This is a genomic window from Pantoea sp. B_9, from assembly GCF_008632015.1.
Taxonomy (GTDB): domain Bacteria; phylum Pseudomonadota; class Gammaproteobacteria; order Enterobacterales; family Enterobacteriaceae; genus Pantoea; species Pantoea dispersa.
This window is the reverse complement of the sequence record NZ_VWVL01000002.1, coordinates 266,723-281,647: the sequence shown is the minus strand read 5'-3', so window position 1 is coordinate 281,647 and position 14,925 is coordinate 266,723. Positions and strand designations below refer to the sequence as shown.

Below are 14,925 nucleotides of genomic sequence, written 5' to 3'. Positions count from 1 at the left end.
GGCGTAAGCTGGTGCGCAGAGCGAAGGAGCAGCGATGAACCACACCGTGCAACCGCAGCGCGCGCTGCGAAAGGCGATGCCGCAAGCGGAGCAAAAACTATGGCGCTATTTACGCAACCGAAATGTGTGTGGCGCGAAGTTTCGCCGCCAGCATCCTGTTGGAGGGTATATCGTTGATTTTGCCTGTGTTGAGCGATCGCTGATCGTGGAACTGGATGGCGGACAGCACAATGCACCTGAAGATCAGGCTTACGATGCCCGACGCACGGCGTATTTACAGCGCTGCGGCTGGCGCGTTATTCGCTTCTGGAATCATCAGGTATTTAATGAATTTGAGGCGGTGATGGCGGAGATTTATCGCTGTCTGATGTTGGCGCAATGAGCGCGGTGCGGTTTTCCCCTCACCCCAGCCCTCTCCCGCAGGCGGGAGAGGGGGTAGTCTTATGCGGGGTTTTGCTATGTGCAGGCCTGGCTCTGAACCCAAACCCCGCACTCAGCGGTTCCCTCTCCCGCAGGCGGGAGAGGGTTAGGGTGAGGGCCAGAGCGCACCACCCCTTACTTCACCGGTATACCCGGCTGGGCACCGCTATCCACTGACAGCACAAAGCTGCGCTTCTGGAATCATCAGGCGGTTAATGAGTTTGAGGTGGTGATGGCGCAGATTTATCGCTGTCTGATGTTAGCGCGATGAGCGCGGTGCGGTTTTCCCCTCACCCCAGCCCTCTCCCGCAGGCGGGAGAGGGGGTAGTCTTGTGCGGTGTTTTGCTATGTAAAGGCATGGCTCTGAACCCAAACCCCGCACTTAACGGTTCCCTCTCCCGTAAGCGGGAGAGGGTTAGGGTGAGGGCCAGCGCGCACCAACCGTTATTACACCGGCATAGTCGGCTGGGCACCGCTATTCACTGTCAGCACAAAGCTGCGCTTCTGGAATCATCAGGAGTTTAATGAGTTTGAGGTGGTGATGGCGGAGATTTATCGCTGTCTGATGCTGGCGCGATAAGCGCGGTGCGGTTTTCCCCTCACCCCAGCCCTCTCCCGCAGGCGGGAGAGGGGGTAGTCTTGTGCGGGATTTTGCTATGTGCAGGTTTGATACAAGGTTAACAACGTGCGCTGTTCGGTCCCACCGGCAAAAGCGGGAGAGGGAGGCAATCGAACGAGGTGCAGGCCTGGCTCTGAACCCAAACCCCGCACTCAGCGGTTCCCTCTCCCGCAGGCGGGAGAGGGTTAGGGTGAGGGCCAGCGCGCACCAACCCTTACTTCACCGGCATACCCGGCTGCGCGCCGCTATCCACTGACAGCACAAACAGATCTTTGCCGCCAGGGCCGGCAGACAGCACCATGCCTTCGGACACGCCGAAACGCATTTTGCGCGGCGCCAGGTTGGCGACGATGATGGTCATCTTGCCCACCAGCACCGACGGATCCGGATAAGCGGCGCGAATGCCCGAGAAAATCTGGCGCTTCTCGCCACCCAGATCCAGCTGCAGACGCAGTAGCTTATCGGAGCCTTCTACCAGCTCAGCCTGCTCGATCAGCGCTACGCGCATGTCGACTTTGGCGAAGTCATCAATGGTGATGGTCTCGCCAATTGGTGCATCGGCCAGTGGACCGCTTGCCGCCGGCTGGTTCGCCGCTGCTGCGTCCTCTTTCGAAGCCGCAATCAACGCCTCCACTTTTGCCATCTCAATACGACCATACAGCGCTTTAAACGGCGCTACGCTGTGGTTGAGCAGCGGCTGCGCAATGCCATCCCAGCTCAGTTCGCTTTGCAGGAAGGCTTCTGCGCGCTCGCTCAGCGACGGCAGTACCGGCTTCAGCCAGGTCATCAGCACGCGGAACAGGTTGATACCCATCGAGCAAATCGCCTGCAGGTCGGCATCGCGGCCTTCCTGTTTCGCCACCACCCACGGTGCCTGCTCGTCAACGTAGCGGTTGGCCAGGTCGGCCAGCGCCATGATCTCGCGGATCGCACGGTTGTACTCGCGGCTGGCCCAGGCTTCACCGATCTTCTCTGACGCATCAACAAAGGTCTGATACAGCGCCGGATCTGCCAGTTCGCTTGCCAGCTGGCCGTTAAAGCGTTTGGTGATAAAGCCGGCGTTGCGCGAGGCGAGGTTCACCACCTTATTAACGATGTCAGCGTTCACACGCTGAACGAAATCTTCCAGATTAAGGTCAATATCGTCGATGCGCGAAGAGAGCTTGGCCGCGTAGTAGTAGCGCAGGCTGTCGGCATCAAGGTGCTGCAGCCAGGTGCTGGCTTTGATAAAGGTGCCGCGCGATTTCGACATCTTCGCGCCGTTCACCGTGACATAACCATGCACAAACAGGTTGGTCGGCTTGCGGAAATTGCTGCCTTCCAGCATCGCTGGCCAGAACAGGCTGTGGAAATAGACGATGTCTTTGCCGATGAAGTGATACAGCTCGGTGCTGGAATCTTTCTTCCAGAACTCGTCGAAATCGATGTCGCCGCGTTTGTCGCACAGGTTCTTAAACGACCCCATGTAGCCGATGGGCGCATCCAGCCAGACGTAGAAGTATTTGCCCGGCGCACCAGGGATTTCGAAGCCGAAGTACGGCGCATCGCGGGAGATATCCCACTGTTGCAGACCGGCTTCAAACCACTCCTGCATCTTGTTTGCCACCTGCTCCTGCAGCGCACCGGAGCGCGTCCACGCCTGCAGCATCGCGCTGAAGGACGGCAGATCGAAGAAGAAGTGTTCAGAATCGCGCATCACCGGCGTCGCACCTGACACCACCGATTTCGGCTCAATCAGCTCGGTCGGGCTGTAGGTCGCGCCGCACACTTCGCAGTTATCGCCGTACTGATCGGGTGATTTACATTTCGGACAGGTGCCTTTGACGAAGCGATCAGGCAGGAACATGCCTTTTTCCGGATCGTATAGCTGCGAAATGGTGCGGTTTTTAATGAAACCGTTCTCTTTCAGGCGCGTGTAAATCAGCTCAGACAGCTGGCGGTTTTCGTCGCCGTGCGTGGAGTGATAATTGTCATAGCTGATGTTGAAACCTGCGAAATCGGTCTCATGCTCCTGCTTCATTTCCGCAATCATCTGCTCTGGCGCGATACCCAGCTGCTGGGCTTTCAGCATGATCGGCGTGCCGTGGGCGTCGTCCGCACAGATGAAGAACACCTGATTGCCACGCATTCGCTGGTAACGGACCCACACGTCAGCCTGAATGTGTTCAAGCATGTGACCTAAGTGGATAGAGCCGTTTGCGTACGGCAGGGCGCACGTTACCAGTAGTTTTTTAGCGACTTGAGTCATAATTTGCGTAGCATTCCGTGAATAAAAAATCGGGCTTAGATGTTAACCGAAGCACCCTCTGGCGTAAACACAGCAGCTCGGCCACGTCACTTTTAGCGCCTATCTGATATGATTGATGGCACACCGCCATCGTCTGGCGTCATGACTAAATAAGGAGTTGGGATGACCGCACAATCCCGGGACCATCATTCACCTGAAGCGTTGCGCGCCGTGGTTATCGGCGTGCTGAGCGAGTTTGAGCATCCGACGCTGCAACACAATCTGACTACCCTCAAAGCGCTGCGCCACGTGGCGCTGCTCGACGACAAGCTGCACATTGAACTGGTGATGCCATTTGCCTGGGCCAGCGCGTTTGAGGCGCTGAAAGCCCAGACCAGCGCGGAACTGCTGCGCCTGACCAACACGCGCGCCATCGACTGGCGGCTGCGTCATGACATCGCCACCCTGAAACGCGTGAAAAATCAGCCGGGCGTCAACGGGGTGAAAAACATCGTCGCCGTCAGCTCCGGTAAAGGTGGCGTGGGCAAATCCAGCACCGCCGTGAATATGGCGCTGGCGCTGGCGGCCGAAGGCGCGCGCGTCGGTATTCTTGATGCGGATATTTACGGTCCGTCGATCCCGGACATGCTCGGCACCGAAAAGCAGCGTCCCACCTCGCCGGATGGCACGCACATGGCACCGATCATGGCGCACGGCCTGGCAACCAACTCTATCGGCTATCTGGTCACCGACGATAACGCCATGGTGTGGCGCGGACCGATGGCCAGCAAGGCGCTGATGCAGCTGCTGAACGAGACGCTGTGGCCGGATCTCGATTACCTGATTCTGGATATGCCGCCGGGCACCGGTGACATTCAGCTGACGCTGGCGCAGAACGTGCCGGTGACCGGCGCGCTGGTGGTGACCACGCCGCAGGACATTGCGCTGATTGATGCGCGCAAGGGCATGGTGATGTTCGAAAAAGTCAGCGTGCCGGTGCTGGGCGTGGTGGAAAACATGAGCATGCACATCTGCAGCGAATGCGGCCATCACGAGCCGATTTTTGGTACCGGCGGTGCGCAGAAGCTGGCTGAGGATTATCACACCCGCCTGCTGGCTCAGCTGCCGCTGCACATTAATCTGCGCGAAGATCTCGACGATGGTGAACCGACCGTGATTCGCCGTCCGGAGAGTGAATTCACCGCGCTGTATCGTGAACTTGCGGGCCGGGTTGCCGCCCAGCTTTACTGGCAGGGTGAGGTGATTCCGGGCGACATCGCCTTCCGCGCGGTTTAAGCCTTAGCTGCCGCTGGTGCGTGACGCCAGCGGCAGGTGCATCAACACGTACTGGCCCTGTTCACTCTCTCCCAGCGCTTCGCGCTGCCAGCCGTGCTGCTGATAAAACTGCAGCGCCGCTTCGTTCTGTAGCAGACATTTCAGCGCGCCGGTGGAGGTAAAACGCTGCTGCACTGCGTTCAGCAGCGCACTGCCGACGCCCTGGCCCTGAAAGGCCGGATCAACATACAAACTGTGCAAAAAATTATCGTTATCCATCACGCCGGCAAACCCTGCGCGGTGGCCGTCGATCTCCGCCACCAGTACCGTTTCACCGGGAATAATCGCGTCGAAATCTTCCAACTGCCAGTCGTCGCCGGCCAGCCATGTCCAGTTATGACGGCGCGCCGCGAGATACAGCGTGCGTAGAAAAGGGCGGTCGGCTTCTTCAAAAAGACGAATTTTCACTTCCAGACTCCATGACGAGTAAGCGGGCACGTTTTTTAGCGGCGTTGCGCACGCAGTTGAATCGTGCAGCAAAGATGATTGAATGTTTATAAAAAAATAGCAGTTGCCGCGCGCAAAGATAAAGCCTGTTAACTCTGCGGCTTTTCTGTGTAGAATGCCGCGGCAAGCCGCATCAAATCTGGCGTCGGCACTTTGATAGCTTTTGATTATCTGATTGATAACGTCTGCATATTAGAAGTTGGCCCGAAAATTATGTAGCCTGCATCACATCTTTTTAACGGAGGTCACCCATGTCTATCATCAATACCAAAATCAAACCGTTCAAAAACGCTGCATTCAAAAACGGCGAATTCATCGACGTAACCGAGAAAGACGTTGAAGGTAAATGGAGTGTTTTCTTCTTCTACCCGGCTGACTTCACCTTTGTATGCCCGACTGAACTGGGTGACGTGGCAGACCACTACGAAGAGTTCCAGAAACTGGGCGTAGACATCTACTCCGTTTCAACTGACACGCACTTTACCCACAAAGCCTGGCACGGTTCTTCAGACACCATCGCGAAAATCCAGTATGCGATGATCGGCGACCCGACCGGTGCTCTGACCCGTAACTTCGAAATCATGCGTGAAGCAGAAGGCCTGGCTGACCGCGGTACCTTCATCGTTGACCCGGAAGGCATCATCCAGGCCATCGAAATCACTGCAGAAGGCATCGGCCGTGACGCGTCTGACCTGCTGCGTAAAGTGAAAGCGGCTCAGTACGTGGCTTCTCATCCAGGTGAAGTTTGCCCGGCTAAATGGAAAGAAGGCGACGCAACGCTGGCTCCATCACTGGACCTGGTTGGCAAAATCTAAGTCACCTAAGCCCTTTGATCTTTCTTCCATCGGGTGCTGCGGCACCCGATTTTCTTCACAGGAACTCACTATGCTCGACACCAATTTAAAAACCCAGCTCAAGGCCTACCTTGAGAAACTAACGAAACCGGTTGAGTTGATTGCCACACTGGACGATGGCGCAAAATCCGCAGAGATCCGTACTCTGCTGACCGATATCGCGAGTCTGTCTGATAAAGTCAGCTTCCGTGAAGAGAACGATCAACCGGTACGTAAACCATCATTCCTGATTACTAACCCAGGCAGCCATAGCGGTCCGCGCTTTGCCGGTTCGCCAATGGGCCACGAATTTACTTCACTGGTGCTGGCTCTGCTGCAGACCGGTGGACATCCGTCGAAAGAGGCGCAGAGCCTGCTGGATCAGGTTGTTGCGCTGGACAGCGACCTGCATTTCGAAACCTATTATTCTTTGTCGTGCCACAACTGTCCGGACGTGGTACAGGCGCTGAACCTGATGGCGGTGCTCAATCCGCGCATCCGTCATACCGCCATTGACGGTGGCATGTTCCAGAACGAGATCACCGAACGCAACGTCATGGGCGTGCCGGCGGTTTACCTCAACGGCAAAGAGTTCGGTCAGGGTCGCATGAGCCTGGCAGAAATCGTCGGTAAGGTAGACACCAACGCGGATAAGCGTGCGGCTGAAGAGCTGAACAAGCGTGATGCCTATGAAGTGCTGATCGTCGGCAGCGGCCCGGCGGGCGCTGCGGCGGCCATCTACTCGGCGCGTAAAGGCATCCGTACCGGCCTGATGGGCGAGCGCTTTGGCGGCCAGGTGCTGGACACCGTTGACATTGAAAACTACATCTCCGTGCCGAAAACCGAAGGGGCGAAGCTTGCCGGTTCCCTGCGTGCGCACGTTGATGACTATGACGTTGACGTGATTGACACCCAGAGCGCCATCAAGCTGATTCCGGCAGCCAAAGAGGGCGGCCTGCACGCCATCGAAACCGCTTCCGGCGCGGTGCTGAAATCACGCAGCATCATCATTGCTACCGGCGCACGCTGGCGCAACATGGGCGTTCCGGGCGAAGAGCAGTATCGCACCAAAGGTGTAACCTACTGCCCGCACTGTGACGGCCCGCTGTTTAAAGGCAAACGCACGGCGGTGATCGGCGGCGGTAACTCCGGCGTTGAAGCGGCCATCGATCTGGCCGGTATTGTCGAGCACGTCACGCTGCTGGAGTTCGCCTGCGAAATGCGCGCCGATAAAGTGCTGCAGGATAAACTGCGCAGCCTGAAAAACGTCGATGTGATCCTCAACGCGCAGACCACCGAAGTGAAAGGCGACGGCAGTAAAGTTACCGGTCTGACCTACATCGACCGCAATAACCAGACCAGCCACGAACTGGCGCTGAGCGGTATCTTCGTACAGATTGGCCTGCTGCCTAACACCAACTGGCTGGAAGGCGCGGTAGAGCGCAACCGCATGGGCGAGATCCTGATCGACGCTAAAGGCGAAACCAGCCTGAAAGGCGTATTTGCCGCCGGCGACTGCACCACGGTGCCGTACAAGCAGATCATCATTGCCAGCGGGGAAGGGGCCAAAGCGTCACTGAGCGCGTTTGATTACCTGATCCGCACCAAACCGGCTGAATAAGTTTTGCGATAGCCACGCAAGCGCCCTGCAACCTGTGTTGCGGGGCTTTTTTTATCCCAGCCAGCGACGCGCCTGTTCATCGCTGATATCGCGATAATAAATTTTATGGATGCGCTCGCCGCAGCGTTTGCATTCGGCTTCGAGGTACGTGGAGTACCGGTAACGGCCGCCGGGTGCAACGGCGCCTTGACGGGAAATGGTGATATTGTGCCAGTGGTGCGCGTGCGGAAGAAAACTGAATAAAGTCATTAGCGATTCCGGGTGAAGGTGAAACAGCGGTCTTCAAATCCGGAAGGGAATTAGGCCGTGTTACGCCGCCGGCCGGTTTGATATTAATCAAGTTGCGCGCTTTCTTCTGTTTATTTCCCGCATACTGCCCCGGCAGATTAAATTAACCATCCTGATGAATTTTAGGGCTTTTGGGAAAATTGATCTCCGTCGATTTGTTTGTATTTTCCTGATGATCAAAAAATCATGAAAATTGATGGCGCACGTATTTTTGCTCATCGTTGTCCGGCAAAAAAAGTGCACCTGCCGCAGGATTTACAACTTTAAGCTGACCCTTTATGCTGTGAAGGCACGTCTGACACGGACGTGCATGACTCGGGGTGCCCTTCTTTGTGAAGGCTGAGAAATACCCGTAATACCTGATCTGGATAATGCCAGCGTAGGGAAGTCAGATGCCTGACCGCATTCGCCTTCCTGATTGCCGGTTGGGAGCCTTATGACACAGCCTGACCCTCTTTCCCCGGCGCAACTCGCGCACTCTCTGCAACTGCTGCGGCAGCAGGCACCGCTGGTGCACTGTATGACCAACGACGTGGTGCAAACTTTTACCGCCAACGTGCTGCTGGCACTGCAGGCTTCGCCCGCGATGGTGATTGATGGCGATGAAGCGGCGCAGTTTGCCGGTTTTGCCGATGCGCTGCTGATTAACGTCGGCACCTTAACCCATGATCGCCGCGATGCGATGCTGGCGGCGGTACAGGCCGCTAATCAGGCCGGCACGCCGTGGACGCTCGATCCGGTGGCGGTAGGCGCACTAACCCTGCGTACGGAATTCTGTCAGCAACTGCTGAGCCTGCGACCGGCGGCCATTCGCGGCAACGCTTCAGAGATTCTCGCCTTAGCCCACCAGGCCACGGGCGGACGCGGCGTGGATAGCGTGCATCAGGCCGATGCCGCACTGAACGCCGCGCAGCAGCTGGCGCAACGCTGCACGACTATCGTCGCGGTAACCGGCGAAGTCGATTACGTCACCGATGGCCGCCAGACGCTGGCAATTCCCGGCGGCAGCCCGCTGATGACGCGCGTGGTCGGCACCGGTTGTGCGCTATCCGCCGTCGTCGCGGCGTGCAGCAGCCTGCCGGGCGAGCGCATCCAGCACGTGGCAGCGGCCTGCCGCGTAATGTCACTGGCGGGAGAGCAGGCCGCGCGCGGCGTGGCAGGGCCCGGCAGCTTCGTCGCCGCTTTTCTCGATGCGCTGTGGACGCTGGAGGTGGCGGCATGAAACGCATCAATGCATTGACCATTGCCGGTACCGATCCCAGCGGCGGTGCGGGCATCCAGGCGGATCTGAAAGCCTTCTCCGCGCTCGGCGCGTACGGTACCAGCGTGATTACCGCGCTGGTGGCACAGAACACCCGCGGCGTGCAGTCGGTGTATCGCATCGAACCGGCATTTGTCGCGGCGCAGCTCGACTCGGTGCTGGACGACGTGCGCATTGACGCCGCGAAAATCGGTATGCTGGCGGAGACGGCGATCGTTGAGGTGGTGGCAGAGAAGCTGAAACGCGCCAGCCTGCCGTTTGTGGTGCTGGATACGGTGATGATTGCCAAAAGCGGCGATGCGCTGCTGTCGCCCGATGCGGTAGCCAGCATTCGTGAACGGCTGTTGCCGCAGGTATCGCTGATCACGCCCAATCTGCCGGAAGCCGCGGCGCTGCTGGGTTGCCGCATGGCGCAGGACGAAGCGACTATGCTGCAGCAGGGCGATGCGCTGCTGGAACTGGGCTGCGAAGCGGTGCTGATGAAGGGCGGTCATCTCAGCGATGCGGAAAGCCCGGACTGGCTGATCACCCGTGCCGGCCGCCAGCGCTTTACCGCACCGCGCGTTAACACCCGTCATACGCACGGCACTGGCTGTACGCTGTCGGCGGCGCTGGCGGCATTGCGACCGCGCCATGCGGACTGGGCGGGCAGCGTAGCGGAGGCCAAGGCCTGGCTGCAGCAGGCGCTACTGCACGCCGATTCGCTTGAGGTCGGCCACGGCATTGGGCCGGTGCATCATTTCCATCAGTGGTGGTAGGGCGTAACGCCAGATTGCCGTTTTTTCACTGCGTATCCGTCTGAAAAATGGAGTCAGCAATTTGCCAGCCTGGCGCGTTTCGGTCCAGGCTGTGGGGGCGAATCGGCAGGTGCCGGTTCTTTTCCAGCCATTTATCAGGAGCGAACATGACGGACATCGTACAGTTATTGGGTAAAGAAGCGGATACGCTTCTTCAACATCGCTGCATGACCATTCCAGCGGACAGCCTTTATTTGCCGGGCGCGGATTATGTCGATCGCGTGATGATTGATAACAATCGTTCTCCTGCGGTTCTGCGCAATATGCAGACGCTCTACAACACCGGCCGTCTGGCGGGTACCGGCTATCTGTCGATTCTGCCGGTGGATCAGGGCGTGGAACACTCTGCTGGCGCCTCGTTCGCCGCCAATCCGGCCTATTTCGACCCGAAGAATATCGTCGAGCTGGCGATTGAAGCCGGCTGCAACTGTGTGGCATCAACCTATGGCGTGCTGGCCTCCGTGTCACGTCGCTACGCGCACCGTATCCCGTTTATGGTCAAGCTAAACCATAACGAAACCCTGAGCTATCCCACGCAGTATGACCAGACGCTGTACGCCAGCGTCGAGCAGGCATTCAACATGGGCGCGGTTGCGGTTGGCGCCACCATCTATTTTGGCTCTGAGCAGTCACGCCGGCAGATCGAGGAAATTGCAGCGGCCTTCGAGCGCGCGCACGAGCTGGGCATGGTGACGGTGTTGTGGGCTTATCTGCGCAACAACGATTTTAAGAAGGATGGGGTGGATTATCACGCCAGCGCCGATTTAACCGGCCAGGCTAACCATCTGGCGGCTACCATTGGTGCCGACATTGTGAAGCAGAAAATGGCGGAGAATAACGGCGGTTATAACGCGGTGAAGTTTGGCCACACCGATGAGCGCGTGTACAGCAAGCTGACCAGTGAGAATCCGATCGATCTGGTGCGCTACCAGCTGGCCAACTGCTACATGGGCCGCGCCGGGCTGATTAACTCCGGTGGTGCTTCAGCCGGTGCGACCGATGTGGCGGAGTCGGTGCGTACGGCGGTGATCAATAAACGCGCCGGCGGCATGGGGCTGATTCTCGGACGCAAGGCGTTTAAGAAGTCGCTGAAAGAGGGCGTGGCGCTGATTAATGCGGTGCAGGATGTGTATCTGGCGAAGGATGTGACGATTGCCTGATGGTGTGAGGTGCGTTTTTTTCACCCTCACCCTAACCCTCTCCCGCAGGCGGGAGAGGGGACTGTTTTGTGCGGTTTTTTAATGCGTTAATTCTCTGACAGCTTACTGGAACAGCTCCCTCTCCCGGTGGGAGAGGGCCGGGGTGAGGGCATCACACCGCACCGCAAGCTCACCCACCACAGCACTACGGCCCTTCAAACCATTCGCTGTTGCGCTCGGCAATCGGCGTGATGGTCAGAATCATCTCCTGCAGATGTCGCCGCATCGCCTTCTCAGCCGCATCGGCATTCTTCGCTTTCAGCGCGGCAAAAATCTCTTCGTGCTGCTGAATCAGGCTCTCCGGCGGCGACACTTCGCTCAGCGTCAGAAAGCGCACGCGGTCCATCGTCGCTTTAATGTTCTCCACCGTCTCCCACGCCAGCAGGCAGTCAATGCCTTCGGCAATCAACCGGTGAAACTCATCGTCGAGCGCCAGAAACGCCTGGCTGTCGTGGCGTTCCGCTGCCAGTCGCTGCAGCTGCAGATTGTGTTCCAGCGCCATCAGTCCGGTGGCAGCGATCTCCAGCGCGGCGCGACGAACCACGGCGATCTCCACCGCTTCACGGATGAAACGGCCGTCGGCCACGCGCTGGGCGGAGATTTTGCGCACGAAGGTGCCGCGCTGCGGCAGAACCTGCACCAGGCCGGCTTCCGCCAGTTTGATAAAGGCTTCCCGCACCGGCTGCCGCGACACGTTGAAGCGCGCCGACACTTCTTTCTCCGACAGCAGCGAGCCCGGATGGATCACGCAGGTCACGATATCCTTCCGCAGATAGCGATAAATTTGCTGATTTACCGGTTCGCTGGTGGTTATGGTATAGGCAATCGACATGCAGCAATATCCGTATTACGGCTGGCCGCCGCCAGCCCGATGAGAAAGCGTCAGTCTAATCAGCACGCTGCGTCTGCGCTACACATTTGTGCAGGCGGCTTAGCCTTCTGTGACCAGCGCCTGCACCGTGGCGCGTGCACCGGTAAGCCGCAGCTGCTGATACAGCTCAGTAAGCCGCGTAACAAACACCGTGTGATAACGTAAGTCGTCGCCGAACACTGCCTGCAGGCGCAGTAAGGCCTCAACGCGCTGCGGGCCATCCTCGCTGTTGGCAACAATGCTGGCCAGCTGCGCGTTGAGCGGATCGCGAATCTCAATCGCCGCGCCCTGCTCATCGACGCCGCTGATATAGCGCATCCAGCCTGCTACGCCCAGCAGCAGATAATCACAGGCCGTCCCGTTACGCAGATGCCAGCGCACGCTATCCAGCAGGCGCTGTGGCAGCTTCTGGGTACCGTCGGTGGCGATTTGATAAGTGCGATGTTTAATCGCCCGGTTTTCGTAACGGGCGATCAGCGAATCGGCATAGGCGACCAAATCGACATCCTGCGTGCGCAGCGTGGGTGCCTGATCCTGCAGCATCAGCGCGCGCGCCGCCTGACGAAAATTCGCATCGGCCATGCAATCGCTGATGAGCTGATACCCGGCCAGGTAGCCGAGATAAGCCAGGAACGAGTGGCTGCCGTTGAGCATGCGCAGCTTCATCTCTTCATACGGCAGCACATCACGCACCAGCTCTGCACCGGCCTGTTCCCACGCCGGGCGGCCGCTGACGAAGTTATCTTCAATTACCCACTGGAAAAAAGGTTCGGCCTCCACCGCCACCGGATCGCGACTGCCCAGCCGCGCTTCCAGCGTCGCGAAAGCCTCATCGGTCATCGCCGGTACGATGCGATCCACCATGGTTGAGGGAAAGGTGAGGTGGGTCTGAATGTAATCCGCCAGCGCCGGGCTGCGACGCTGCGCCAGCTGGGTTATCACATTGCGCGTAACGTGGCCGTTCTCCGGCATGTTGTCACACGACATCACGCTGAACGGCGGCAGATCGCGCTGGCGACGGCGTTCAATCGCCGCCAGGATCACGCCGGGCAGCGAGCGCGGCGCGTCAGGATGCGCCACATCGTGCATGATGTCCGGATGCGTCAGGTCGAGCTGGCCGCTCGACGGCAGCGAACAGTAGCCTTTTTCCGTGACCGTCATCGACACGATGGCGATTTCCGGCTGGCTCATCGCTTCAATCACCGCCTCAATACCGTCACTTTTCGCGTGCAGCGCCTGGGTAATTACGCCAACAATGCGTGTGTGCAGGCTGTCGTCGGCCATTTCGGTTACGCTGTACAGCAAATCCTGCTGGCGCAGAGCGGCGATCAGCGCGCCGCTGTTGAGATTCACTTCGCAGTAGCCCCAGTCGCTGCCGTGCTGCGCCAGTTGGTCAGTGGCCAGCGCCTGATGCGCGCGGTGAAAGGCACCAAAACCGATGTGCACCATGCGGGTTTTCAGCTGGCTGCGGTCGTAACGGGGGCGCTGTACGTCAGCGGGAAGGCGATCGGGTTGTAACATGCATAATCCTTGTGGCAAACGGGGCGCGCGGCGCCCCGGCAGAGTCATTCGATTAAACGGAAACCGGTTTGTCGCTGGCTTTCGGGCTGCGAATCACAAACAGCACCAGCAGCGCGCCAAGGGCCGCCACCACGCCCGCCAGCACAAAGGCACTGTCAAATTTGCCGGTGTGCTGCACGATGAAGCCGGTAACGATCGGGCCGATAATGCCGGACAGGCTGCCAATCAGGTGAATAAAGCCGCTGATGCTGCCGACGCGGCTCTTGTGCACCACATCCTGAATAATCGCCCAGTAAATGGCACCGGTGATGTAGAGGAAGAAGATGGAGATCGACATCATGATCACCGCCGAATTCACCTCTTTGATGGTGCCCGCCAGCGCCACACATATCGCTGCCGCCAGCAGCGACACTACCAGCACAATCTTGCGTGATAGCAGCAGCTTACCGGTAATATTAAAGATTTTATCGGAAATCCAGCCGCCCAGCGCCAGGCCAACGAAGCCGACAATCCACGGGATCATGGTAGTGATGCTCATGGCTTTGATATCCAGCCCGTGCGCCTGCACCAGATAGGCCGGGAACCAGCTCAGGAAGAAGAACAGAATGTAGTTGTAGCAGAAGAAGGCGAATGCGGTAACGAGGATAATCGGCTGACGCAGATAGTAGCCCATGCCGTGCGCTTTGCCGTCCGCGTCGATGATATCTGCCGGCTCTTCCGCTTTCAGTTTCTCTACCAGCGCGCGCTCCTGCGCTGAGACGCGCTTACTGCGCGCCGGATTATCGGCGGCGAAGAAGAACCACAGCGCCATCCACACCAGGCCAATCAGGCAGATCACCACAAACGCCGGACGCCAGCCGAAGGAGAGCGCCAGGTAGCCGACAATCGGCCCGGCGACCGCGCCGCCGAGCGGGGAACCGGCACTCAGCAGGCCCATGGCGGTGGCGGCCTGCTTTTTCGGGAACCAGCCGTTGATGGCTTTGTTGGCCGAGGCGCAAATCGGACCTTCCGCCATGCCGAACAGTACGCGCAGAATCATCATCGACCAGAAACCGGTCGCCAGCGCGGTCATGCCGCAGAACAGCGACCACATGCCGACGGCGGTGCCGAGCACAATCGTCGGGCCGAATTTATCGGTGGCTAAACCGCCAATAAAGTTGAACAGCGCGTAGCCGAAGAAGAAGCTGCCGAAGATCAGGCCGAACTGCTCGGCATTGATCATCAGATCTTTTTCCACCAGCGGCACGGTGAGCGACAGGGCAATACGATCGAGGTAGTTGATCATATACACCAGGAACAGCAGCAGTACGAGGGTCCAGCGTAGATTCTTCAGCATAGAAACTCCGTTTCCCTGTTCTTCTTCAGGCTGCAGCATCACGGGGAGATGACCTTGATGACCGCGGCGCTGCGCCTGATTTATGCAGGGGATTATTGTTGTGGCCGGCGGGTACGCACCGGCGTCAGGGACATCTGGTGTGGCGCATCA

At 58.5% G+C, this 14,925-nt stretch carries 13 protein-coding genes and 1 riboswitch; of the genes, 7 read left to right on the top strand and 6 right to left on the bottom strand.

From position 1 onward, the window contains the following. Nucleotides 1–34: 34 nt before the first annotated feature. Nucleotides 35–382, top strand: a complete 348-nt coding sequence (locus F3I21_RS08145; protein WP_150058669.1) for an endonuclease domain-containing protein — start codon at nucleotides 35–37, stop codon at nucleotides 380–382. An 871-nt stretch (nucleotides 383–1,253) separates the two neighbouring features. Here F3I21_RS08145 and metG read toward each other — a convergent pair. Beyond that, nucleotides 1,254–3,287, bottom strand: coding sequence for a methionine--tRNA ligase (gene metG / locus F3I21_RS08130; RefSeq protein WP_150058668.1), 2,034 nt, complete (start codon nucleotides 3,285–3,287; stop codon nucleotides 1,254–1,256). 162 nt (nucleotides 3,288–3,449) lie between these two features. Here metG and apbC point away from each other — a divergent pair, with 162 nt between their 5' ends. Beyond that, nucleotides 3,450–4,562, top strand: coding sequence for an iron-sulfur cluster carrier protein ApbC (apbC, locus tag F3I21_RS08125; protein WP_058757266.1), 1,113 nt, complete (start codon nucleotides 3,450–3,452; stop codon nucleotides 4,560–4,562). A gap of 3 nt (nucleotides 4,563–4,565) precedes the next feature. Here apbC and F3I21_RS08120 read toward each other — a convergent pair whose 3' ends face one another. Further along, nucleotides 4,566–5,009, bottom strand: coding sequence for a GNAT family N-acetyltransferase (locus F3I21_RS08120; RefSeq protein WP_058757267.1), 444 nt, complete (start codon nucleotides 5,007–5,009; stop codon nucleotides 4,566–4,568). A gap of 290 nt (nucleotides 5,010–5,299) precedes the next feature. Between F3I21_RS08120 and ahpC the strand changes: the two genes are divergently transcribed. Together ahpC and ahpF are read left to right on the top strand one after the other, a co-directional pair. Then, nucleotides 5,300–5,863, top strand: a complete 564-nt coding sequence (gene ahpC, locus F3I21_RS08115; protein ID WP_010617942.1) for an alkyl hydroperoxide reductase subunit C — start codon at nucleotides 5,300–5,302, stop codon at nucleotides 5,861–5,863. Nucleotides 5,864–5,933: 70 nt separating this feature from the next. Further along, nucleotides 5,934–7,502, top strand: coding sequence for an alkyl hydroperoxide reductase subunit F (gene ahpF / locus F3I21_RS08110; RefSeq protein WP_150058667.1), 1,569 nt, complete (start codon nucleotides 5,934–5,936; stop codon nucleotides 7,500–7,502). 51 nt (nucleotides 7,503–7,553) lie between these two features. On the opposite strand, the gene F3I21_RS08105 is transcribed toward ahpF, so the two are convergent. Beyond that, entirely contained in the window at nucleotides 7,554–7,751 is a 198-nt protein-coding gene (locus F3I21_RS08105; protein ID WP_021509295.1) for a hypothetical protein, read from the bottom strand. A gap of 345 nt (nucleotides 7,752–8,096) precedes the next feature. Further along, nucleotides 8,097–8,193, top strand: a riboswitch (TPP riboswitch). A 33-nt stretch (nucleotides 8,194–8,226) separates the two neighbouring features. Between F3I21_RS08105 and thiM the strand changes: the two genes are divergently transcribed. The 3 genes from thiM (at nucleotide 8,227) to fbaB (ending at nucleotide 11,008) form a co-directional block, all read left to right on the top strand. Continuing rightward, entirely contained in the window at nucleotides 8,227–9,012 is a 786-nt protein-coding gene (gene thiM, locus F3I21_RS08100; protein WP_150058666.1) for a hydroxyethylthiazole kinase, read from the top strand. Continuing rightward, the gene (gene thiD, locus F3I21_RS08095; RefSeq protein WP_150058665.1) at nucleotides 9,009–9,809 is read left to right on the top strand and encodes a bifunctional hydroxymethylpyrimidine kinase/phosphomethylpyrimidine kinase; all 801 of its coding nucleotides are present in this window, start codon (nucleotides 9,009–9,011) and stop codon (nucleotides 9,807–9,809) included. Before thiM ends, thiD begins: the two co-directional genes overlap by 4 nt. 146 nt (nucleotides 9,810–9,955) lie before the next feature. Beyond that, nucleotides 9,956–11,008, top strand: a complete 1,053-nt coding sequence (gene fbaB / locus F3I21_RS08090) for a class I fructose-bisphosphate aldolase (RefSeq protein ID WP_058757271.1) — start codon at nucleotides 9,956–9,958, stop codon at nucleotides 11,006–11,008. Nucleotides 11,009–11,192: 184 nt separating this feature from the next. Here the strand turns inward: fbaB and F3I21_RS08085 are convergent, their stop codons facing one another. The 3 genes from F3I21_RS08085 to F3I21_RS08075 all read right to left on the bottom strand — a co-directional run bounded on the left by F3I21_RS08085 (nucleotide 11,193) and on the right by F3I21_RS08075 (nucleotide 14,775). Next, the gene (locus tag F3I21_RS08085; RefSeq protein WP_058769948.1) at nucleotides 11,193–11,879 is read right to left on the bottom strand and encodes a GntR family transcriptional regulator; all 687 of its coding nucleotides are present in this window, start codon (nucleotides 11,877–11,879) and stop codon (nucleotides 11,193–11,195) included. A gap of 99 nt (nucleotides 11,880–11,978) precedes the next feature. Beyond that, a complete protein-coding gene (locus F3I21_RS08080) occupies nucleotides 11,979–13,439 on the bottom strand; it encodes a mannitol dehydrogenase family protein (protein WP_150058664.1) in 1,461 nt (486 codons plus the stop codon). A gap of 52 nt (nucleotides 13,440–13,491) precedes the next feature. After that, nucleotides 13,492–14,775, bottom strand: coding sequence for an MFS transporter (locus F3I21_RS08075; RefSeq protein ID WP_058757273.1), 1,284 nt, complete (start codon nucleotides 14,773–14,775; stop codon nucleotides 13,492–13,494). Nucleotides 14,776–14,925 lie beyond the last annotated feature (150 nt).